Annotated in this window: 23 protein-coding genes; 10 read left to right on the top strand and 13 right to left on the bottom strand. The window is 70.4% G+C overall.

Annotated features, from left to right (window positions below; translation table 11 throughout):
* Positions 1-22: 22 nt before the first annotated feature.
* The 5 genes from xoxF5 (at position 23) to ACS5PV_RS13090 (ending at position 4,743) form a co-directional block, all read left to right on the top strand.
* Entirely contained in the window at positions 23-1,825 is a 1,803-nt protein-coding gene (xoxF5, locus tag ACS5PV_RS13110; protein WP_455395756.1) for a lanthanide-dependent methanol dehydrogenase XoxF5, read from the top strand.
* Between the two features lie 154 nt (positions 1,826-1,979).
* Positions 1,980-2,603 carry a c-type cytochrome, methanol metabolism-related gene (locus ACS5PV_RS13105; protein WP_455395755.1) on the top strand — a complete coding sequence of 208 codons (624 nt, stop codon included), beginning with the start codon at positions 1,980-1,982 and terminating at the stop codon, positions 2,601-2,603.
* Positions 2,603-3,442: a rare earth element methanol dehydrogenase accessory protein XoxJ gene (xoxJ, locus tag ACS5PV_RS13100; RefSeq protein ID WP_455395754.1), complete on the top strand. Its 840-nt coding sequence runs from the start codon at positions 2,603-2,605 to the stop codon at positions 3,440-3,442. The genes ACS5PV_RS13105 and xoxJ overlap by 1 nt, the downstream gene beginning before the upstream one ends.
* Positions 3,439-3,972, top strand: a complete 534-nt coding sequence (locus ACS5PV_RS13095) for a PQQ-dependent catabolism-associated CXXCW motif protein (RefSeq protein ID WP_455395753.1) — start codon at positions 3,439-3,441, stop codon at positions 3,970-3,972. The genes xoxJ and ACS5PV_RS13095 overlap by 4 nt, the downstream gene beginning before the upstream one ends.
* Before the next feature lie 54 nt (positions 3,973-4,026).
* Positions 4,027-4,743, top strand: coding sequence for an SDR family oxidoreductase (locus ACS5PV_RS13090; protein ID WP_455395752.1), 717 nt, complete (start codon positions 4,027-4,029; stop codon positions 4,741-4,743).
* 196 nt (positions 4,744-4,939) lie between these two features.
* Here the strand turns inward: ACS5PV_RS13090 and folK are convergent, their stop codons facing one another.
* From folK to folP, 3 genes are read right to left on the bottom strand one after another with little or no spacing between them, the layout of a single operon-like run.
* Positions 4,940-5,425 carry a 2-amino-4-hydroxy-6-hydroxymethyldihydropteridine diphosphokinase gene (folK, locus tag ACS5PV_RS13085; RefSeq protein ID WP_455395893.1) on the bottom strand — a complete coding sequence of 162 codons (486 nt, stop codon included), beginning with the start codon at positions 5,423-5,425 and terminating at the stop codon, positions 4,940-4,942.
* A 7-nt stretch (positions 5,426-5,432) separates the two neighbouring features.
* Positions 5,433-5,798 (bottom strand): dihydroneopterin aldolase, encoded by a 366-nt coding sequence (gene folB, locus ACS5PV_RS13080; protein WP_455395751.1) that lies wholly within the window; start codon positions 5,796-5,798, stop codon positions 5,433-5,435.
* 4 nt (positions 5,799-5,802) lie between these two features.
* Positions 5,803-6,588: a dihydropteroate synthase gene (gene folP / locus ACS5PV_RS13075; protein WP_455395892.1), complete on the bottom strand. Its 786-nt coding sequence runs from the start codon at positions 6,586-6,588 to the stop codon at positions 5,803-5,805.
* 250 nt (positions 6,589-6,838) lie between these two features.
* On the opposite strand from folP, the gene ACS5PV_RS13070 reads away from it, so the two are divergent.
* Positions 6,839-7,615 (top strand): quinoprotein dehydrogenase-associated SoxYZ-like carrier, encoded by a 777-nt coding sequence (locus ACS5PV_RS13070; RefSeq protein ID WP_455395750.1) that lies wholly within the window; start codon positions 6,839-6,841, stop codon positions 7,613-7,615.
* A gap of 176 nt (positions 7,616-7,791) precedes the next feature.
* Here ACS5PV_RS13070 and ACS5PV_RS13065 read toward each other — a convergent pair whose 3' ends face one another.
* Positions 7,792-8,820 (bottom strand): adenylate/guanylate cyclase domain-containing protein, encoded by a 1,029-nt coding sequence (locus tag ACS5PV_RS13065; RefSeq protein ID WP_455395891.1) that lies wholly within the window; start codon positions 8,818-8,820, stop codon positions 7,792-7,794.
* 291 nt (positions 8,821-9,111) lie between these two features.
* Here ACS5PV_RS13065 and ACS5PV_RS13060 point away from each other — a divergent pair, with 291 nt between their 5' ends.
* Both ACS5PV_RS13060 and ACS5PV_RS13055 read left to right on the top strand, forming a co-directional pair.
* Positions 9,112-9,315, top strand: coding sequence for a hypothetical protein (locus ACS5PV_RS13060; RefSeq protein ID WP_455395749.1), 204 nt, complete (start codon positions 9,112-9,114; stop codon positions 9,313-9,315).
* 211 nt (positions 9,316-9,526) lie between these two features.
* Complete coding sequence (locus ACS5PV_RS13055) at positions 9,527-10,504, top strand: right-handed parallel beta-helix repeat-containing protein (RefSeq protein WP_455395748.1); 978 nt, start codon at positions 9,527-9,529, stop codon at positions 10,502-10,504.
* Positions 10,505-10,508: 4 nt separating this feature from the next.
* Here the strand turns inward: ACS5PV_RS13055 and ACS5PV_RS13050 are convergent, their stop codons facing one another.
* From ACS5PV_RS13050 to rplU, 9 genes are all read right to left on the bottom strand, one after another.
* Complete coding sequence (locus tag ACS5PV_RS13050) at positions 10,509-11,003, bottom strand: DUF3429 domain-containing protein (protein ID WP_455395747.1); 495 nt, start codon at positions 11,001-11,003, stop codon at positions 10,509-10,511.
* Between the two features lie 189 nt (positions 11,004-11,192).
* Positions 11,193-12,344 (bottom strand): glutamate 5-kinase, encoded by a 1,152-nt coding sequence (gene proB, locus ACS5PV_RS13045; RefSeq protein ID WP_455395746.1) that lies wholly within the window; start codon positions 12,342-12,344, stop codon positions 11,193-11,195.
* Positions 12,345-12,384: 40 nt separating this feature from the next.
* Positions 12,385-12,645 carry a hypothetical protein gene (locus tag ACS5PV_RS13040; RefSeq protein ID WP_455395745.1) on the bottom strand — a complete coding sequence of 87 codons (261 nt, stop codon included), beginning with the start codon at positions 12,643-12,645 and terminating at the stop codon, positions 12,385-12,387.
* Between the two features lie 103 nt (positions 12,646-12,748).
* Positions 12,749-13,153: a type II toxin-antitoxin system VapC family toxin gene (locus ACS5PV_RS13035; RefSeq protein ID WP_455395744.1), complete on the bottom strand. Its 405-nt coding sequence runs from the start codon at positions 13,151-13,153 to the stop codon at positions 12,749-12,751.
* Positions 13,150-13,437, bottom strand: a complete 288-nt coding sequence (locus tag ACS5PV_RS13030; RefSeq protein ID WP_455395743.1) for a type II toxin-antitoxin system VapB family antitoxin — start codon at positions 13,435-13,437, stop codon at positions 13,150-13,152. The genes ACS5PV_RS13035 and ACS5PV_RS13030 overlap by 4 nt, the downstream gene beginning before the upstream one ends.
* A 48-nt stretch (positions 13,438-13,485) precedes the next feature.
* Positions 13,486-14,514: a GTPase ObgE gene (gene obgE / locus ACS5PV_RS13025; RefSeq protein ID WP_455395742.1), complete on the bottom strand. Its 1,029-nt coding sequence runs from the start codon at positions 14,512-14,514 to the stop codon at positions 13,486-13,488.
* Between the two features lie 64 nt (positions 14,515-14,578).
* The gene (locus tag ACS5PV_RS13020) at positions 14,579-15,214 is read right to left on the bottom strand and encodes a GNAT family N-acetyltransferase (RefSeq protein WP_455395741.1); all 636 of its coding nucleotides are present in this window, start codon (positions 15,212-15,214) and stop codon (positions 14,579-14,581) included.
* A gap of 192 nt (positions 15,215-15,406) precedes the next feature.
* Positions 15,407-15,688: a 50S ribosomal protein L27 gene (gene rpmA / locus ACS5PV_RS13015; protein WP_455395740.1), complete on the bottom strand. Its 282-nt coding sequence runs from the start codon at positions 15,686-15,688 to the stop codon at positions 15,407-15,409.
* 43 nt (positions 15,689-15,731) lie between these two features.
* Positions 15,732-16,049, bottom strand: coding sequence for a 50S ribosomal protein L21 (gene rplU / locus ACS5PV_RS13010; RefSeq protein ID WP_048436258.1), 318 nt, complete (start codon positions 16,047-16,049; stop codon positions 15,732-15,734).
* Between the two features lie 273 nt (positions 16,050-16,322).
* Here rplU and ACS5PV_RS13005 point away from each other — a divergent pair, with 273 nt between their 5' ends.
* Together ACS5PV_RS13005 and ACS5PV_RS13000 are read left to right on the top strand one after the other, a co-directional pair.
* Positions 16,323-16,718 (top strand): DUF2267 domain-containing protein, encoded by a 396-nt coding sequence (locus tag ACS5PV_RS13005; RefSeq protein WP_455395739.1) that lies wholly within the window; start codon positions 16,323-16,325, stop codon positions 16,716-16,718.
* Between the two features lie 162 nt (positions 16,719-16,880).
* Positions 16,881-17,867: a GNAT family N-acetyltransferase gene (locus ACS5PV_RS13000; protein ID WP_455395738.1), complete on the top strand. Its 987-nt coding sequence runs from the start codon at positions 16,881-16,883 to the stop codon at positions 17,865-17,867.
* Positions 17,868-17,966 lie beyond the last annotated feature (99 nt).

The raw sequence follows: 17,966 nt of genomic DNA, 5'->3' as shown, positions 1-17,966 counted from the left end.
AATGCACCTGTCGGAGGAATCCATGAGAGCGGTCCATCTCCTTGCGGTGAGCGCGGGCATCCTCGGTGCCGTCCCGGCACTGGCCAACGAAGACGTGCTGAAGCGTTCGGCGAACCCGGCCGAGCAGGTCCTGCAAACCGTCGACTACGCCAACACGCGCTACTCGAAGCTCGACCAGATCAACACCGGCAACGTCAACAAGCTGCAGGTGGCCTGGACCTTCTCGACCGGCGTGCTGCGCGGCCACGAGGGCTCGCCGCTGGTCGTCGGCGACGTGATGTACGTCCACACGCCGTTCCCCAACATCGTCTACGCGCTCGACCTCAACCAGGAGGGCAAGATCCTCTGGAAGTACGAGCCGAAGCAGGATCCCAACGTCATCCCGGTGATGTGCTGCGACACGGTCAACCGTGGCCTCGCCTATGCCGACGGCGCGGTGTTCCTGCATCAGGCCGACACCACCATCGTCTCGCTCGACGCCAAGAGCGGCAAGGTGAACTGGTCGGTGCAGAACGGCGACCCGAAGGTCGGCGAGACCAACACCGCCACCGTGATGCCGGTGAAGGACAAGCTGATCGTCGGCATCTCGGGTGCCGAGTACGGCATCCGCGGCCACATCACCGCCTACGACCTCAAGACCGGCAAGCAGGCCTGGCGCGCCTACAATGTCGGCCCCGACGCCGAGATGAAGATCGACCCGGAGAAGACCACCGAGCTCGGCAAGCCGGTCGGCAAGGATTCATCGATCAAGACCTGGGAAGGCGACCAGTGGAAGACCGGCGGCGCCTCGACCTGGGGCTGGTACTCCTACGACCCGAAGCTGAACCTGGTCTATTACGGCACCGGCAACCCCTCGACCTGGAACCCGAAGCAGCGCCCGGGCGACAACAAGTGGTCGATGACGATCTTCGCCCGTGACGCCGATACCGGCATGGCGAAATGGGTCTACCAGATGACCCCCCACGACGAATGGGATTACGACGGCATCAACGAGATGATCCTCACGGATCAGAAGATCGGCGACAAGGAGCGGCCGCTCCTGACCCACTTCGACCGCAACGGCTTCGGCTACACCCTCGATCGCGCCACCGGCGAATTGCTCGTCGCCGAGAAGTACGATCCGGCGGTGAACTGGGCCACCAAGGTCGACCAGGACAAGTCATCGAAGACCTACGGCCGCCCCCTCGTCGTCGCCAAGTACTCGACCGACCAGAACGGCGAGGACACCAACTCGAAGGGCATCTGCCCGGCGGCGCTCGGCTCCAAGGACCAGCAGCCGGCGGCCTATTCGCCCAAGACCAACCTGTTCTACGTGCCGACCAACCACGTCTGCATGGATTACGAGCCGTTCCGGGTGAGCTACACCCCGGGCCAGCCCTATGTCGGCGCGACCCTGTCGATGTACCCGGCGCCCAACAGCCACGGCGGCATGGGCAACTTCGTCGCCTGGGACGGCACGGCCGGCAAGATCAAGTGGTCGAACCCCGAGCAGTTCTCGGTGTGGTCGGGGGCGCTGGCCACCGCCGGAGACGTGGTGTTCTACGGCACGCTCGAAGGCTACCTGAAGGCGGTCGACGCCAAGACGGGCAAGGAACTCTACAAGTTCAAGACCCCGTCGGGCATCATCGGCAACGTGATGACCTTCCAGCACAAGGGCAAGCAGCAGGTCGCCGTCCTGTCGGGCGTCGGCGGCTGGGCGGGCATCGGCCTGGCGGCCGGTCTCACCGACCCGAATGCCGGCCTCGGCGCGGTCGGCGGCTACGCCGCCCTGTCGAGCTACACCAACCTCGGCGGCCAGCTGACCGTCTTCACCCTGCCGAACTGACGGCCGGTCAGCGGACTGCGACCAAAGCATCTCAGACCTAAGTCCGGGCCGGCGCAGGTTTTCGCGCCGGCTCTCCCATGATTAGATGATGGTGACGATGGTGGCATCGCGGTACCCGCGCCAGCCGTCCGAAGTTGTCAGGGAGAAACGTCCGTTGCGTGACCTCAGCAAAGCTTCCTTAAGGCCGCTCGCGGCCGGCCTCGCCCTCGCAGCCGCCTCGCTGGTTGCCGTCCATGCTGAGGATGCCAAGAAAACCGAGGCGAAAGCCGACCCGGCCTTGGCCAACGAGCTCAACCCCAACGACAAGTCCGCCGAGGCGGACGAGAAGCTGCTCGCCAAGGACGCGGCCGTGAAGGTGGAGGACGGCAAGTACTTCGACGCCGCCGGCGCGCCGACCTTCCGCGTGACCGATGGCGGCAAGAAGGTCGACTGGTTCAGCTACTCGGGCTACCGCCGCTACCACGCCGAATGCCACGTCTGCCACGGCCCGGACGGCATGGGCTCGACCTACGCCCCGGCGCTGAAGGACTCGCTGAAATACCTCTCCTACGAGGAGTTCGTCGGCATCGTCGTCGGCGGCAAGCAGGACGTCAACGCCTCGACGCAGAAGGTCATGCCGGCCTTCGGCGAGAACAAGAACGTCACCTGCTACATGGACGACATCTACGTCTACCTGAAGGCGCGGGCGGCCGGCGCGATGGGCCGGGTGCGGCCGGGCGAGAAGGAGGACAAGCCGGAGGCGGCGCGCAAGGGGGAGAAGGAGTGCCTGGGCGGCTGATGGCGCGGACCCTCTTCCTGGCGGCCGGCCTCGCGCTGGCCCTCGCCGGCGCGGCGCGGGGCCAGGGGCTGCCGGACCTCGTTACGCCCGACGCGCTGCGGGTCTGCGCCGATCCCGGCAGCATGCCCTCCTCCGAGCGCCAGGGCGACGGGTTCGAGAACCGCATCGCGGCGATCCTCGCCGACGAGCTGAAGGTGAAGCTGCGCACCTACTGGCTCACCCAGGGGCCGGGCTTCGTGCGCAACACCCTCGGCGCCGGCCTGTGCGACGTCATCATCGGCTCGGCCTTCGGCAGCGAACTCGTGCAGCACACCAACCCCTATTACCGCTCGGCCTACGTCCTGGTGGCGCGGCGCGGCAGCTTCGACGGACTGACCGGCCTCGACGATCCCCGCCTGAAGGGCAAGGCGATCGGGGTGATCGTCGGCACGCCGCCGGTCGACCGGATGGGGGCGCTCGGCCTCGTGCCGACGATGAAGCCCTATCCGCCCTACCAGTTCGATCCGGCACGCAAGCACCAGACCGTCTCGGCCGAGATCGTCGCCGACGTGGCCGGGGCCAGGCTCGACGCCGCCGTTCTGTGGGGGCCGTCGGCCGGCTGGCTCGCGCGCCAGGCAGGCTCCCTCGACGTGGTGCCGCTGCTGCGCGAGCCCGACCGGCCGCCGCTCGCCTACCGCATCGCCATGGGGGTGCGGCACGGCGAGAACGAGTGGAAGCGCGTCCTCAACACCGCGCTCCGCAAGCGCCGGGCCGAGATCGAGGCGGTGTTGCGCGACTACGCGGTGCCGCTCCTCGACGAGGAGGAGAACCGGCTCCTTCCCGCGGACGCCAAGCCGTGAGGCGGGGGCTCGCGGTCGCGATTCTGCTGCTGGCCGCGACCGTCGCCAGGGCCTCGCCGCCGGAGCCCGACGGCTACCGCGAGGCGGATTACCGCAGCCCGACGCCCGCCACCCTGCGGGGTGCAACGGTCGTCACCACGTCGGAGGCCGAGCGGCTGTGGCGGGCGGGCGCCGCCTTCGTCGACGTGCTGCCGCGCCCGCCCCGGCCCACCACCCTGCCGCCCGGCACGATCTGGCGCGACGCGCCCCACGACAGCATCCCGCACGCCCACTGGCTGCCGAATACCGGCTACGGGGCGCTCGCGCCCCCGACCGAAGCCTATCTGCGCAGCGGCCTCGCGGCGGCCACCGAGGGCAGCGTCGAGAAACCCGTGGTGCTGTTCTGCCAGCGCGATTGCTGGATGTCGTGGAACGCCGCCCGGCGCGCCCTGGCGCTGGGCTATCGCCACGTCCACTGGTACCCGGACGGGACCGACGGCTGGGCCGAGGCCGGCCTGCCGCTGGAACGGGCGAGCCCGGCGGCGCCGTGACGCCCATTCCCGCCCGTGGCATTCATGCGGGCCTGGGAATTGGAAGGAGCGTCCATGAGCCACGAGACGAGTGAAGCGCGCGTCGCCATCGTCACCGCCGGCGGCAGCGGCATGGGGGCGGCGGCTGCCCGCAAACTGGCGGCGGACGGCCTCAAGGTCGCGATCCTGTCGTCGTCGGGCAAGGGCGAGGCGCTGGCCGAATCCCTCGGCGGGCTCGGGGTGACGGGCTCGAACCGGTCGCCGGAAGACCTCGCCCGCCTCGTCGAGCGGGTGATGGAGCTCTGGGGGCGGGTCGACGTGCTGGTCAACAGCGCCGGCCACGGCCCCAAGGGCCCGCTCCTCGACCTCACCGACGAGGACTGGACCCTGGGGATGGAGGTCTACTTCCTCAACGTGGTGCGCCCGACCCGCCTCGTCGCGCCGATCATGCAGCGTCAGGGCGGCGGCACCATCATCAACATCTCGACCTTCGCGGCCTTCGAGCCCGAGCAGGCCTTTCCGACCTCCGGCGTCTTCCGCTCGGGGCTCGCCGCCTTCACCAAGCTCTTCTCCGACCGCTACGCCGCCGACAACGTGCGGATGAACAACATCCTGCCGGGCTTCATCGACAGCCTGCCGGAGAAGCCGGGCATCCGCGAGCGCATCCCGATGGGCCGCTACGGCCGCGAGGAGGAGATCGCCGCCGTCGTGTCGTTCCTGGCCTCCGAGGGGGCGGGATACATCACCGGGCAGAACCTGCGGGTCGATGGGGGGATCACGCGGTCGGTTTGAGATTTCCCGACACCGCACCCCCTTTTTTCAGACGACTGCAGCGTCAGCGGAAGGAGATCCGGAAACCAGCACGAGAAGTCGCGAAGCGCCCTTGTGTCTGCAACGGTGCAGCATACGGAGCCGCTTCGCGGCAAATCCTTGCGCTGGATCGCGGATCTCCTTCCGCTGACGCTACAGTCGTCCGGGAGAGGGCGTGCTAAACGGGATCGTCCACCGGCTCGATCCCGCTCCGGTCGAGCCGCGCCAGCGCTTCTCCCACCGTCTCCCCGCCGATCACCAGGTCCGACGCGATCTCGGCGAGCGGCACCAGCACGAAGGCGCGCTCGCGCAGGAAGCGGTGGGGCAGCACCAGGCGCTCGTCGGAGACCGTGGCGCCGGCATAGAACAGCACGTCGATGTCGATCACCCGCGGGCCCCAATGGCGCTCGCGCACCCGGCCGAGCCGCGTCTCGACGGAGAGGCAGGCCTCCAGCAGCGCGTGGGGTGGAAGCGCCGTCTCGATGCCGACCGCGGCGTTGAGGAACCAGTCCTGGTCGGTGTCGCCCCAGGGCGGGGTGCGGTAGTTGCGCGAGCGGGCCGTCACCGCGAGGCCGGGCGTGGCGGAGAGCGCCGCGACCGCGGCGTCGAGCATCGCGGCCTTGTCGCCGAGATTGCTGCCGAGCCCGAGATAGGCCTCAGCCAAAGGTCCTCTAGACACGGCGCGTCCTCGTGACCTCGACCGCGACGCCGTCGAGCACCAGCGGCACCGGGGCGCCCGGCTTGTCGATCCGGACGGTCAGGCTGTCGATTGCCGGGAAGGCGGCGAGCCCTTCCCGCGCGATCGTCTCGGCCAGGGCCTCGATCAGCCTGAAGCGGCGCTCCGTGGCGATGCGGTGGGCAAGCGCCGCGAGTTCGGCGTAGCTCACCGTGGCGGCGATGTCGTCGCGGGTGCCGGCCTCGCGCAGGTCGAGGCGGGCCTCTAGCGAGAGGTAGAAGCGCTGGCCGAGCACCTCCTCCTCCGGCAGCACGCCGTGGCGGGCGAACACCGCGAGGCGGTGGATCAGGATGCGGTCCACCCGGTCAGGCTCCGGTGCGGGAAGCGGGGCGGGTGATCGCGTCGACCACCTGGCAGGCCTCGACGTGGGGGCGCACGTCGTGGACCCGCACGATGTCGGCGCCGAGCGAGGCCGCGGCGACGTGGGCGGCGATCGAGCCGAACAGCCGCTCGGCCGGGGCGGTGGCGGCGTTGTGGATGCGCCCGAGCACCGACTTGCGCGACACGCCGACGAGGAGCGGGAAACCGAGCGTCCGCAACTCGGGCAGGCGCCGCAGGGCCTCCAGGTGCTGCTCCCAGCTCTTGCCGAAGCCGATGCCGGGATCGAGCACGATGTCGCGCTCAGGGATGCCGGCCCGGCGGGCGATGGCGAGCGAGCGCTCGAAGAAGGCCCGCATCTCGTCGAGGATGTCGAGGCTCGGATCGACGGTCTCGCGGTTGTGCATCACCACCACCGGCGCGCCGTGATGGGCCGCGACCTGCGCGATCTCGGGATCGCGCTGCAGGCCCCAGACGTCGTTGACGATGCGCGCGCCGGCCTTCAGCGCCACCTCGGCGGTCGAGGCCTTGTAGGTGTCGATCGAGATCGGGACGGGGAGGGCGGGGCCGAGCAGGCGGATCGCCGGCAGCACGCGGGCCTGCTCCTCCTCGGCCGGTACCGGCACGTGGCCGGGACGGGTCGACTCGCCGCCGATGTCGAGGAGCGCCGCGCCTTCCTCGACGAGGCGCGCGGCCTGGGCTCGCGCCGCGTCGAGGTCCTGGAAGCAGCCACCATCCGAGAACGAGTCGGGGGTGACGTTCAGGATGCCCATCACCAGGGTGCGGCGGCCGAGATCCGGCAACAGGGTGGCGAGTGCGGGCAAGGGCGGCAATCCTTCGGGACCGCCCCCGGGATAGGCCGGCGGGCGCCGGCGCGCAACGGCGGCCCGGCCGATCACCATCCGGCGAGACGAGGCCCGGAATCGCACGTCGCCAGGGGCTCATCCTGGTTTGGGGCAACCCCGTCCTCTACATTGGGCGCAGCACGAGAGGCCCGAAGGGCCCGGCATCCGGGAGAGCGTCATGAGAGTGCTGGCGGCCTTGAGCCTGGTGTCGGTGCTGGCAGGTCCGGCCGCGGCGCAGGACGAGCGGCCCGAGACCACCTGGAATGAGCTGCGCCCCTCGGTCCTCGGCGAGCGCCCGATCCGGGACGGCGCCGGGCTCGTGAGCCTGGAGGCCCCGAAGCGCGCCGAGGATGCGGCCATCGTGCCGGTGACCCTGCGGATCGCCCTGCCCGAGGGGGATCCCCGCCGGGTGAAGAGCCTGACCCTGGTGGTGGACGAGAACCCCTCGCCGGTGGTCGGCACGATCCGGTTCGCGGCGGGCCAGCGCCGGTTCGACCTCTCCACCCGCATCCGGGTCAATTCCTACTCCTACGTCCGCGCCATCGCTGAGACCGAGGATGGCGGGCTCTACATGACCAAGGCCTACGTCAAGGCGGCGGGCGGCTGCTCTGCGCCGGCGGTCAAGGATCCGGCCGAGGCCAAGGCCCATCTCGGCGAGATGCGCTTCCGCACCTTCGCCGAGCGCGGCGAGGCACAGGTGCAGGTCCGCCACCCAAACTATTCCGGGTTGCAGATGGACCAGGTGACGCGGCTCTACACCCCGGCCTGGTTCGTCGAATCGCTGAGCGTGCGCCAGGGCGAGACGCCGCTCTTCTCGATGACCGGCGGCATCTCGATCAGCGAGGATCCGACCTTTCGCTTCTCCTTCGCCGGCAGGGCCGAGCCGGTGACGGTGGCGGCCAAGGACACCGAGGGGCGGGAGTTCACGCGGACTTTTCCGGCCGGCGGGACCTGACGGCCGCGAGCCGAGATCCGTCACTCACGGGCATCGACATCCTGAACGGCGTGGCCCCGGGAGATCGGTTGGCTCGGGCGTAAGCGGCGTTCGTCCCGGCCCTCCGGGCCTTCGCTGCGCGGCTCCCGAGCGATGCGGCGGGGCGAAACGGCGTCTGAGCCGATAGCGGCGGGTCGTCAGCGTCTCCGCTGCGTCCCCGCTTGCCGTACCGCCGCGATCCGCAGCGGCTCCTTGCGGCCCCGCACCGGGCGCAGGCCGAGATCCGTCGCGCGCAGGTCCGCGGGCAGGCCCCCCAGGCGATCGAGGAGGTCGCCCGAGACGATGACCGGGACATCGAGTTCCTTGGCCAGCCCCTCAAGCCGGCTCGTCGTGTTCAGGGCGTCGCCGAAATACGCGATCTTGCGCCGCTCCAGGCCGATCTCCGCGGTCACCACCGGGCCGCAATGGAGCGCGGCGCGGAACGCCGGCACCGCGCCGAACCGCGCCACCCAGCCCTCCGCGTCGGCCTCGATCGTGCGCATGACGTCGAACACGCAGCGCAGGCAGGCCGCGTCCCGCGTGCCCTTGTCGATCGACCAGCTCACCAGGGCCATGTCTCCGACATAGTCGTCGATCGAGCCGCGGGCGCGGTGCACCGGCAGGGCAAGAGCCGCGAAGATGGCGCCGAGCCAGCTCTGGGCCGCGAGGTCGCCGTGCTCCTCGGCGAAGCGGGTCGAGCCGGCCACGTCGAGGAACAGGAAGATGCGCTCCTCGGTGATCGGGCGGTGGTAGCGGCCGACCAGCAGGCTGGCGAAGACGCGCGGCCCCATCAGGTCGCGGACGCGGAAGACGAAGGTCGCGAGCGCCGAGATCCCGAGCGCGTAGGCGAAGCCCGTCTCCGTCATCATCATCGCGCTGCGCCCGTCGGCCATGACGCCGAAGCCGCGGTGGAGGACGGTGCCGGCCACCGCGTTGCCGAGGACGATCATCGCGACGTAGGTCGCCAGCGTCGCGACGGCGAAGACCGGGGTCGCGGCCCGGCGCGTCAGGGCGCGCCAGCGCCGGAGCATCAGGCCGCGCTCGTAGAGCATCAGCGGCGCGCCGATGAAGACGCCCCGGATCGCCGCGACGAGCGGCTCGACGCCGAAGACCGCGCCGTAGAGGAGGCCCGCGAGCGCCCCGACGGCCGGCGCCACGAGCCAGAAGCGGGCCCGGAAGGGGGGCATGCCACCACCCCGGATCAGCGGGCGGGCCGGCGCCTCGGCCGGCGCGACGGGTGACGACATCGGGGCTCCTCGCTCGTGCCTCGCCGGCCCAAGGATAGCAGGTACCGAAGGATAGCAGGTGCCGAAGGATAGCAGGTCTTGCGCCCCGCCTCCTCCCTCGCGCGGCGAGGCCAGGGATCACATCGCCGTGCACGCACCGGCCATGCAGTCGTCGCGCACCTCGCGCGAAGTGCGAGGTGGAACGGCAAGTGCGGGGTGGAAAGGCCGTCGCCCAACCCCTATATGGGCGTCATGGCAGACAACACTTCCACTCCCTACACCATCGAAATCTCCCCCATCACGAAGCCGGCCGGCCAGTACCAGTGGGCCATCCGCCGGAACGGCAAGCTGATCGAGCGCTCCGATCGCCCGCATCCGACGGAAGCCAAGGCCGAGGCCAGCGCTCTCGCCGCCGTCGAGCGCAGCATGCACTCTGCGGGCAGCGGGCGCTGGTAGGCACCGTCCCGGAGCCCGTCGTGATACGAGACCCGGAAGATCGCGTCCGGATCTTGTATCGCCGGCTCGTGCGGCGCTTGAGCGAAGCCGACTTCCGCATCGCGGCGGCGCGATCCTGCAGGGATCGCCTGGAACGATCGATCGAACGTCGTATGATGTCGCAAACGGGCGGGCCCTCGCGGGTCTCGCCCGTTTTCGCGTGATCGACCCGATGCTGCTCGCCCCGCTGCCACCCGAACCACCGGCGCTCGTGCACCAGGCCGCAACGACGCCCTGCGATGCGGCCACCCGGGCGCGCCTGCTCGCCCCGCCGACGGCCGGGGACGACGAGGTCGCGCTCACCTGCTCCATGCGCCTCGCGCCGGGCGACCGGGTGCGCAAGCGCATCGTGATCGAGGGCGCGGCGGCCTCCGGCCTCACGCTCGACTGCGCCGGCGCCAGCCTCGGCCGTCCCGGCGAGGCGGCGTATCTCGGCGCCTACACGATCGCCATCCGCTCCCGGCCGCCGGCCCGCCCCGGCGAGGGCTGGGACCGCCCCACCGGTATCCGCATCCGCGATTGCACGGTCTTCGGCCACGTCCGAATCTGGGGCATGGCCGAGAACGGGCAGGGCCCGCTCCTGCGCGACTCCTCGCGCTTGCCCGGCCACACCGCCCGAGCGCAAGCCGCCGCACCGACCGACGTGACGATCACGGGCACTACCATCGTCGCCGCCGGACCGATCCCGCTCTATCTCGGCCCCGGCGTCACCAGGATCACGCTCCGGAACTCGCGGCTCGCCGGCCGCTCGGTCTCGACGGCACTCTACCTCGACGCCGAGAGCGCCGAGAACCGCATCGAGGACACCAGCATCGAGACCGAGACGGGGCGCGAACTCGTCGCCGTCGACGGCTCGGCGCGGAACCGCATCACCGGCAACCGCTTCTCCTTGCGCGGCCAGGGGGGCGTACGCCTCTACCGCAATTGCGGCGAGGGCGGCACGGTGCGCCACCAGACCCCATCCGACAACGTGATCACCGGCAACACCTTCCTCACGCGCGCCTTCTTCCAGGCCGCGCCGGTCGTGGTGAATTCCCGCAATGGTTGGGGGTTCAATTGCGGCGAGGATGCCGGCTATCCGTTCGGCAGCAGCCTCGACGATGCCGACAACGGCACCGGGAACATCGTCACCCCCAACGCAGTCGAGTGAGGCCTCACGCCCGCGCGACCAGAACCAGGATCGCCGCGAGGCTCGCGATCGCGAGGGGCATCTGAACCGGGCGCAGGCGCGCGAAGAACAGTGGCGCCTCGCCGCGACGGGCGGCGATCGGATCGAGCACGGCGACCGCGCCGTAGCCGGCGATCAGGAGGGCCGCGGCGAGGCCGGTACGGCTCAGGGCCACCGCCAGCAGGGCGCTGAAGCCGAGGACGAACAGCGCCAGCATCGTGGCGATCTGCGCCACCGTCGCGCCGCCCTCGGTGCGAAAGCTGACGCCGCGGCGGACCCCGGAGAAGAACAGCAGGATCGCGCAGGCCCAGAGCAGCGTCAGCATGACCGCCACCTGTCCCGGCTCGCCGCCGAGCGTCCAGGACGCGGCCGCACCGGCGACGAAGGGCAGCATCGGCCCGAAGCCGAGGGCGACGCTGAGCCACGGCACCGCCCGGGGCTCGTGGATGGTGAGGATGCGCCCGGCCGGATCGTCCTGCATGGTCCCTCAGCCCCCCGCGGCCATCTCGCCAGAGCATTGTCCGACGGGGTGGATATCGGTCCGTCTCAGAAAATGCCGCAACATCAAAGACCTGGAGCACTGCCCGATTGCAGCGCGACCGGGCGGTGCTCCAGAGCCAAGGAGTACTCCGGAGGCTGCATGTCTCCAAAGATCCTCCGAGGCTCCCGCTCAGTCGCCCACCAGGGCGAGATCGTCCCGGTGCACCATGGCGGCCCGGCCCGGATAGCCGAGGACTGCCTCGATCTCCCGGCTCGATCGTCCGAGGATGCGGGCCGCATCGTCGCTGTCGTAGGCGACGAGGCCGCGGCCGAGTACCGCCCCGTCGCCGGCCCGGATCGTCACCGCGTCGCCGCGGCTGAAGCTGCCCTCGACCCGCGTTACGCCGACCGGCAGCAGGCTCGCCCCGCCCTGGAGCGCGCGCGCCGCTCCGGCATCGATCGTCAGGGTGCCGCGCGGCTCGAGCGAACCGGCGATCCAGGTCTTGCGGGCGGCGCCCGGCGTCGAGCCGGCGAGGAACCACGAGCAGCGCGCGCCCGAGGCCACCGCCTTGAGCGGGTTCTTCACCCGCCCGTCGGCGATCATCATGTGGGTGCCGCCCGCGACCGCGATCTTGGCCGCCTCGACCTTGGTGCGCATGCCGCCGCGGGACAGCTCCGAGGCGGGGCCGCCCGCCATGGCGTCGATCTCCGGGGTGATCCGGGCGATCACCGGCAGGTGCTCGGCCGTCGGGTCGCTCGCCGGCGGGGCGGTGTAGAGCCCGTCGATGTCGGAGAACAGCACCAGGAGGTCGGCGCCGATCATCGTGGCGACCCGGGCGGCCAGCCGATCGTTGTCGCCGTAGCGGATCTCCGAGGTCGCGACCGTGTCGTTCTCGTTGACGACCGGGACGGCGCGCTCCTCCAGGAGCTTGAGGGTGGTGGCGCGCGCGTTGAGGTAGCGCCGGCGCTCCTCGGTATCCTGCGGCGTCACCAGGATCTGGCCGGCGACGATGCCGTGATGGGCGAGTGCCTCCGACCAGTGCCGGGCGAGCGCGATCTGCCCCACCGCGGCGGCGGCCTGGCTCTCCTCCAGCCGCAGGGGGCCGGGAGCGAAGTTGAGAACGGTGCGCCCGAGCGCGATCGAGCCAGAGGAGACCACCAGCACGTCGACCCCGCGCCCGTGCAGGTCGGCGATGTCCTCGGCGAGCGCCGCCAGCCAGGCATGCCGCAGCCGCCCCCGCGCCCGGTCGACGAGGAGCGCCGAGCCGACCTTCAGGACGACGCGGCGGAACTGGTCGAGGGTGGGGGTCTCGGGCGGGCGGGGCGCGGGGTGAGTGAGCATGGCGCCGAGTGTCACGGGAGCGCGGGCGTGTCGAGGGCAATCACGTCGGCAGCCCGTTCTCGTCGTAGAAGTCGGAGTGATCCGAGGTGGCGCCGGGCCACCGGTACCGGGCACCGTCACTGACCAGGCCGCGCAGGGCATCGTATTGCTCCCGCTGGGCGGGAGTGAGCGACGCTTTCGCGGCGGCTTGCGCTTCGGATTCGTGGCACGGGCGCGTGACGTCGTCGGCGGACGTCGTCTCGAGACACTCTGCCGTCCGCTCGGCGATGTCGCGGGAATCGATGATTGGACGCTTCGCCATCGGCCGCTCCGTTGCGATCCGGGTTGTTACGCCGCGGCCATCCTTACGGCCAAGAGAGCCGGAGCCGACCCGACAACGCGGCGAGCCTGGTCGAGGGTGTGGATCACGGCCGCACGCTCACGGCGGGCACGAGGTCGGTCCTGCTGAAGTCATTCCCCTTGTACAACAGAGGAAGGTCGTCGCGCTTGGCGATCGCGTAGCACAAGCAGTCGCCAAAGTTCAGGGACGCGGGGTGCCCCATTCCCTTTCCGTAGCGATCGAAGGCTTGCCTTGCGATGAAGGCGTGCGCCGGTGTGAACGGAAGAAGTGACAGGCGCGGCAGCGTCATGAGTTCCCGGAGGGCCTGGATCGCGGAGGCCGAACCGCGGCGCACGATGACGATATGGGCTTCGAGAGCCGTCGGCGCTCCCAGGACCCAATCGGATTGCACCAGCGTGTCGAGGAAGGACTTTGCCTCCGGCTCACCGAAGGCTATGGCCAGCAGCGCGGACGTATCAACCGCGATCATTGCGGCAGGCCATCGTCATCGTAAAGATCGCTATGGTCGGAATTCGTCCCGGTCGGAAGCTCGGATCGTGCAGCCGCGGCGTACGCCATGATTCTCGCGATCAGGGCTGCCTGATCGCCAACCGGCGGTCGTCGTTCGGCGAAGGCACGTACCGCCGCCGGCATCTCGTCATACGCTCGCAGCGCTTGCGCGACTGCATCGCCCGGCGTGGTTCCGAGACGCTCCGCGAGACGCCGGGCGAGCCGCAGCGTCTCGTCGCTGTCGATGATCAGAGGCTCGGCCATGGGGCGTCTCCCGACTGTGCGAAGACTACCGCGGCACGCGCACTCCGCTCAAGGCTGCCAGGCCGCCCGCTCCACCGGCGCCTCGGCCGCCGCTTCGTCCATCCGTGCCATCAGGGTGCGCAGGGCCTCCGTCACGCCCTGCCGCGTCGCCGAGGACAGGATCAGGGGTTTTTGGCCGGTCTCCGCCTCCAGCCGCTCGACCTGGAGCGCCAGGGTCTCGGGATCGAGGGCGTCCGCCTTCGACAGGGCGACTACCTCCGGCTTCTCATCCAGGCCGTTGCCGTAGGCCTCGAGCTCGGTGCGCACCAGCCGGTAGGTCGCGCCCGCATCCTCGCTCGTGCCCTCGACGAGGTGAAGCAGCACCCGGCAGCGCTCGACATGGGCGAGGAACTTGTCGCCGAGGCCCACGCCCTCGTGCGCGCCCTCGATCAGGCCCGGGATGTCGGCGAGCACGAACTCGCGGGTGTCGACCCGCACGACGCCGAGGCCCGGATGCAGGGTGGTGAAGGGGTAGTCGGCGATCTTAGGCTTGGCGGCCGTCACGGTCGCCAGGAACGTCGACTTGCCGGCGTTGGGCAGCCCGACGAGGCCCGCGTCCGCGATGAGCTTGAGGCGCAGCCAGAGCCAGTGCTCCTCGCCCTCGAGGCCCGGATTGGCGTGTTTCGGGGCGCGGTTGGTCGAGGTGGTGAAGTAGGCGTTGCCGAAGCCGCCGTTGCCGCCCTTGGCGAGCCGCACCCGCTGGCCGACCGTGGTCATGTCGGCGATGAGGGTCTCGCGGTCCTCCGCCAGGATCTCGGTGCCGGCGGGCACCTTCAGCACCACGTCCTCGCCCTTGCCACCGGCGCGGTTGCGGCCCGAGCCGTGCTCGCCTTTGCGCGCCTTGAAGTGCTGCTGGTAGCGGTAGTCGATCAGGGTGTTCAGCCCCTCGACGCACTCGATCCAGACGTCGCCGCCCCGGCCACCGTCGCCGCCGTCGGGCCCGCCGAACTCGATGAACTTCTCCCGCCGGAACGAGACGCAGCCGGCGCCGCCGTCTCCCGAGCGGACGTAGACCTTGGCCTCGTCGAGGAACTTCACGGGACAGAACTCCAGAAAAGGGAAGGGCGGCCGGGAGGGGCCCGGCCGCCGAGAGTGTATCAGATCAGGCGACGACCCGGCATTCCGGCCGATCGTGACGCTCGAAGACGAGGCCCGCGGCGTGCCAGGTCTTCAGGCTGTCCCAGGCCCGCCGGTCGAGCCGGAAGCGGTCGACCGGGAACACGCCGCCCCGGGCCGGGAAGGCCTGCAGGCCGGAACCGACCGAGGCGAAGCCGCACTTCTCCAGCACCCGCCGCGAGGCCGGGTTGACCACCCGCGCCGAGGAGGCGAGCTCGCTGCCCTCGGTATAGGCGAAGAAGGCGTCGATCATCGCCCGCGCGGCCTCGGTGGCCAGGCCCTGGCCCCAGTGCGGCGTGCCGAGCCAGAAGCCGAGATGCGGGGCACCGCCTTCCGGATCGGGCTCGATGCTGACCACGCCGATCGCCTGGGTCGGCTGGCGCCGCGGCGTGATCGCCATGACGAGCGCCCGCCCATCCGCGTTGGCCTGCCGCGAGTCGAGGATGAACCTGTCCACGGTCGGCGGATCGAGCGGATGCGGAATACGGGCGGTCATCCCGGCTACGGCTTTCTCACCGGCGAATCGGACGAGGGCTTGCGCGTCGGCCTGGCGGGCCCAGCGCAGCCACAGCCTCCGGGTTTCGAGCCGGAAGACATCGTCGCGGGTGAGGTCGGGATACATCGCCTGACTCCGATCCGAACCCAGAGCCTCCCGCTCGGGCGCGGTTACGAGAACGACGAAAGGGAAGGTGGTTCCCCACCTTCCCTTCGGTTCTCGCTCGGAGCTAGGCCGTTTTCAGGCCTGAGATGAGCAGGAGTCGCCGGGTCGGTGTGGGGACACCGGCGGAGCTCCCTCGTCACTGGCTCCGTCGGGTTACTCTGCGGCCTCCAGGGCCGGGGCGGCGTCGTTGGCGACGACCGTTACGAAGGCGCGGCCTCGTTTGGTAATAAATTGCACCTTGCCGTCGGTGAGCGCGAACAGGGTGTGGTCGGTGCCCATGCCGACGTTGACGCCGGGATGCCACTTGGTGCCGCGCTGACGCACGATGATGTTGCCGGCGATGACGGCCTCGCTGCCGAACTTCTTCACGCCGAGACGACGACCGGCCGAATCGCGACCGTTGCGGGACGAACCGCCTGCCTTCTTGTGAGCCATGGGGCTAACTCCTGGATTCTGGAAAAAGGGCTCGCAGCCAGCTTTAGGCGGCGCTGATGCCCGTGACGCGGACCACGGTGAGGTCCTGGCGGTGACCGCGCTTGCGGCGCGAGTTCTGGCGGCGGCGCTTCTTGAAGGCGATAACCTTCGGGCCGCGGGCCTGCTTCACGATCTCGCCGGCGACGCTGACGCCGGAGACCAGCGGGGCGCCGACCTGGGTCGCGCCGGCGCCGTCGGTGAACAGCAGCACCTCGCCGAAGGTGACCGCGGTGCCGGCCTCGCCCTCGAGCTTCTCGATCGTGATGACGTCGTTGGCGGCGACGCGGTACTGCTTGCCGCCGGTCTTGATCACTGCGAACATCGTTCTCGTCCGTGTTCCATCCGGCCTCCGGCGCTGCGCCGGGGTCGTCTTTTTGACAGTTGACGCTCGGAGGTCCGGAAGGACCATCGCGAACGCGACGGCGCGCGGACCGTGCAGTCCGCGCGCCAGATGGCACCGTTAACGGGTAACGGCGGCGCCTGTCAACGCCGGAAGCCCTCGGTTTCGCCGCCGCGCCTTGATTTCCCGGCGCCCTTCGCCGAAGACCGCCCGGCGGCGGGCCGGACGGCTCAAGCCGAGGAGCGGGAGACCACGATGGAAGAGCTTGTTGCCCGGGTGACGCAGGCCACGGGACTCGACGCGACCACGGCCCAGAAGGCGATCGGGCTCATCCTGGCCTTCCTCCGGAAGGAAGGCCCGCCCGAGGAAGTCAATAAGCTCATCGCCGCGATGCCGGGCGCCGACGCGGCGATCGCCCAGTCCGGCGACGGCGGCCCCGGCGAAGGCGGCGGCGGCCTGATGGGCATGCTCGGCGGCATGATGGGCGGCGGCGTGATGGCGCTCGGCCAGAAGCTGATGTCGGCCGGCGTGCCGATGGGCCAGATGCAGCCGCTCGGCCGCGAATTGTTCGCCTACGGCCGCGAGAAGGCCGGCGAGGACGTAATGGGGCCGATAGTCGGCTCGGTCCCGGGGCTGAGCCAGTTCGTCTGAGCTTTTGCGCGGCGGGGCGGCACCGCCCCGCCAACCGACTGTGACTCTTTGTAAACCCCTGTCATATTCCCGTGCGGGGTTTCGTGGTGTCTTGTCGCCGCGTGAGGGCGCTCCAGCCCTCCTGGTGCCGGATCGGTCGGCGCCGCACGGGATGCCTCGATCATGGTTCCGTTCCTCACCCGCGGCCCGGCCGGCGACGGCCGCGATGTCCCGCCCGGCATTCCCCTCGCGCGCCTCATCGGCCGCGCCGCGGAGGGCGGCATCCACCTCAAGGGGTTCGGCCAGCCCGCGCGCCTGTTCCCGCGCCTGAAACACTTCGAGACGCCCGGCCTCGACCCGGTGCTCGGCCGCATCGGCTCCCTCGAGGTGCGCCTCGCGACGACGCCGAAGGAGGTCAAGCGGGCCCAGCGCCTGCGCTACCGCGTGTTCTACGAGGAGATGGCGGCGATCCCGACCGGCCTCGCCATGCTCAAGCGCCGCGACGCCGACGAGTACGACCCGGTCTGCGACCACCTCCTGGTGATCGACCACGCCGCCCAGGAACAGAAGCCCTTCCGCAAGCCCAAGCCCCGGGTCGTCGGCACCTACCGGCTGCTGCGCCAGGAGCAGGCCGACCGGAACTTCGGTTTCTACACCGCCGGCGAGTACGATCTCGGCCCGGTGCTCGAGGCCAATGCCGGCAAGCGCCTGCTGGAGCTCGGCCGCTCCTGCGTGCTCAAGCCCTACCGCACCAAGCGCACCGTCGAACTCTTGTGGCACGGCATCTGGACCTACGTGCTGCACCATCGCATCGACGCGATGCTCGGCTGCGCCAGCCTGGAGGGCACCGATCCCGACCGCCTGGCGCTCCCCCTGAGCTTCCTGCACCACTTCGCCCGTGCCCCCGAGGGCTGGCGCGCCCGCGCGCTCCCGGGCCGCCACGTCGCCATGGACCGCCTCAACCGCGAGGCGATCGACCCCAAGGCCGCCCTCCAGGCCCTGCCGCCGCTGATCAAGGGGTATCTGCGGGTCGGCGCCACCTTCGGCGACGGCGCGGTGGTCGATCACCAGTTCGGCACTACCGACGTGTTCGTGGTGCTCCCCGTCGAGGCCATCGCCAAGCGCTATATCGGGCATTTCGGCGCGGAGGCGGGGCGGCACGCGGCGTGAGGAGCGGCAGCGTGGTCCGGGTGGATGGGATAACTTGTGAAGGAGGTACGAGAAGCTCGGACTGTACCGGGTGTGTTCGTGGAAGCATCGAGCTTCCCT

The organism is Methylobacterium sp. Gmos1 (genome assembly GCF_053764715.1).
The sequence above is the reverse complement of the archived record's forward strand: the minus strand, read 5'-3'. Positions and strand labels throughout refer to the sequence as shown.

What these genes read in the sequence shown, in the direction of transcription:
- ACS5PV_RS13050 (WP_455395747.1), bottom strand. Translation starts at nt 11,003, where the DNA reads ATGCAGGACGATCCGGCCGGGCGCATCCTCACCATCCACGAGCCCCGG.
- ACS5PV_RS13035 (WP_455395744.1), bottom strand. Translation starts at nt 13,153, where the DNA reads ATGATCGCGGTTGATACGTCCGCGCTGCTGGCCATAGCCTTCGGTGAG.
- ACS5PV_RS13065 (WP_455395891.1), bottom strand. Translation starts at nt 8,820, where the DNA reads ATGCCCCCCTTCCGGGCCCGCTTCTGGCTCGTGGCGCCGGCCGTCGGG.
- ACS5PV_RS13020 (WP_455395741.1), bottom strand. Translation starts at nt 15,214, where the DNA reads ATGTATCCCGACCTCACCCGCGACGATGTCTTCCGGCTCGAAACCCGG.
- ACS5PV_RS13030 (WP_455395743.1), bottom strand. Translation starts at nt 13,437, where the DNA reads ATGGCCGAGCCTCTGATCATCGACAGCGACGAGACGCTGCGGCTCGCC.
- ACS5PV_RS13060 (WP_455395749.1), top strand. Translation starts at nt 9,112, where the DNA reads ATGGCAGACAACACTTCCACTCCCTACACCATCGAAATCTCCCCCATC.
- ACS5PV_RS13090 (WP_455395752.1), top strand. Translation starts at nt 4,027, where the DNA reads ATGAGCCACGAGACGAGTGAAGCGCGCGTCGCCATCGTCACCGCCGGC.
- rplU (WP_048436258.1), bottom strand. Translation starts at nt 16,049, where the DNA reads ATGTTCGCAGTGATCAAGACCGGCGGCAAGCAGTACCGCGTCGCCGCC.
- ACS5PV_RS13070 (WP_455395750.1), top strand. Translation starts at nt 6,839, where the DNA reads ATGAGAGTGCTGGCGGCCTTGAGCCTGGTGTCGGTGCTGGCAGGTCCG.
- rpmA (WP_455395740.1), bottom strand. Translation starts at nt 15,688, where the DNA reads ATGGCTCACAAGAAGGCAGGCGGTTCGTCCCGCAACGGTCGCGATTCG.
- ACS5PV_RS13055 (WP_455395748.1), top strand. Translation starts at nt 9,527, where the DNA reads ATGCTGCTCGCCCCGCTGCCACCCGAACCACCGGCGCTCGTGCACCAG.
- ACS5PV_RS13000 (WP_455395738.1), top strand. Translation starts at nt 16,881, where the DNA reads ATGGTTCCGTTCCTCACCCGCGGCCCGGCCGGCGACGGCCGCGATGTC.
- folP (WP_455395892.1), bottom strand. Translation starts at nt 6,588, where the DNA reads ATGGGCATCCTGAACGTCACCCCCGACTCGTTCTCGGATGGTGGCTGC.
- proB (WP_455395746.1), bottom strand. Translation starts at nt 12,344, where the DNA reads ATGCTCACTCACCCCGCGCCCCGCCCGCCCGAGACCCCCACCCTCGAC.
- ACS5PV_RS13040 (WP_455395745.1), bottom strand. Translation starts at nt 12,645, where the DNA reads ATGGCGAAGCGTCCAATCATCGATTCCCGCGACATCGCCGAGCGGACG.
- xoxF5 (WP_455395756.1), top strand. Translation starts at nt 23, where the DNA reads ATGAGAGCGGTCCATCTCCTTGCGGTGAGCGCGGGCATCCTCGGTGCC.
- ACS5PV_RS13005 (WP_455395739.1), top strand. Translation starts at nt 16,323, where the DNA reads ATGGAAGAGCTTGTTGCCCGGGTGACGCAGGCCACGGGACTCGACGCG.
- xoxJ (WP_455395754.1), top strand. Translation starts at nt 2,603, where the DNA reads ATGGCGCGGACCCTCTTCCTGGCGGCCGGCCTCGCGCTGGCCCTCGCC.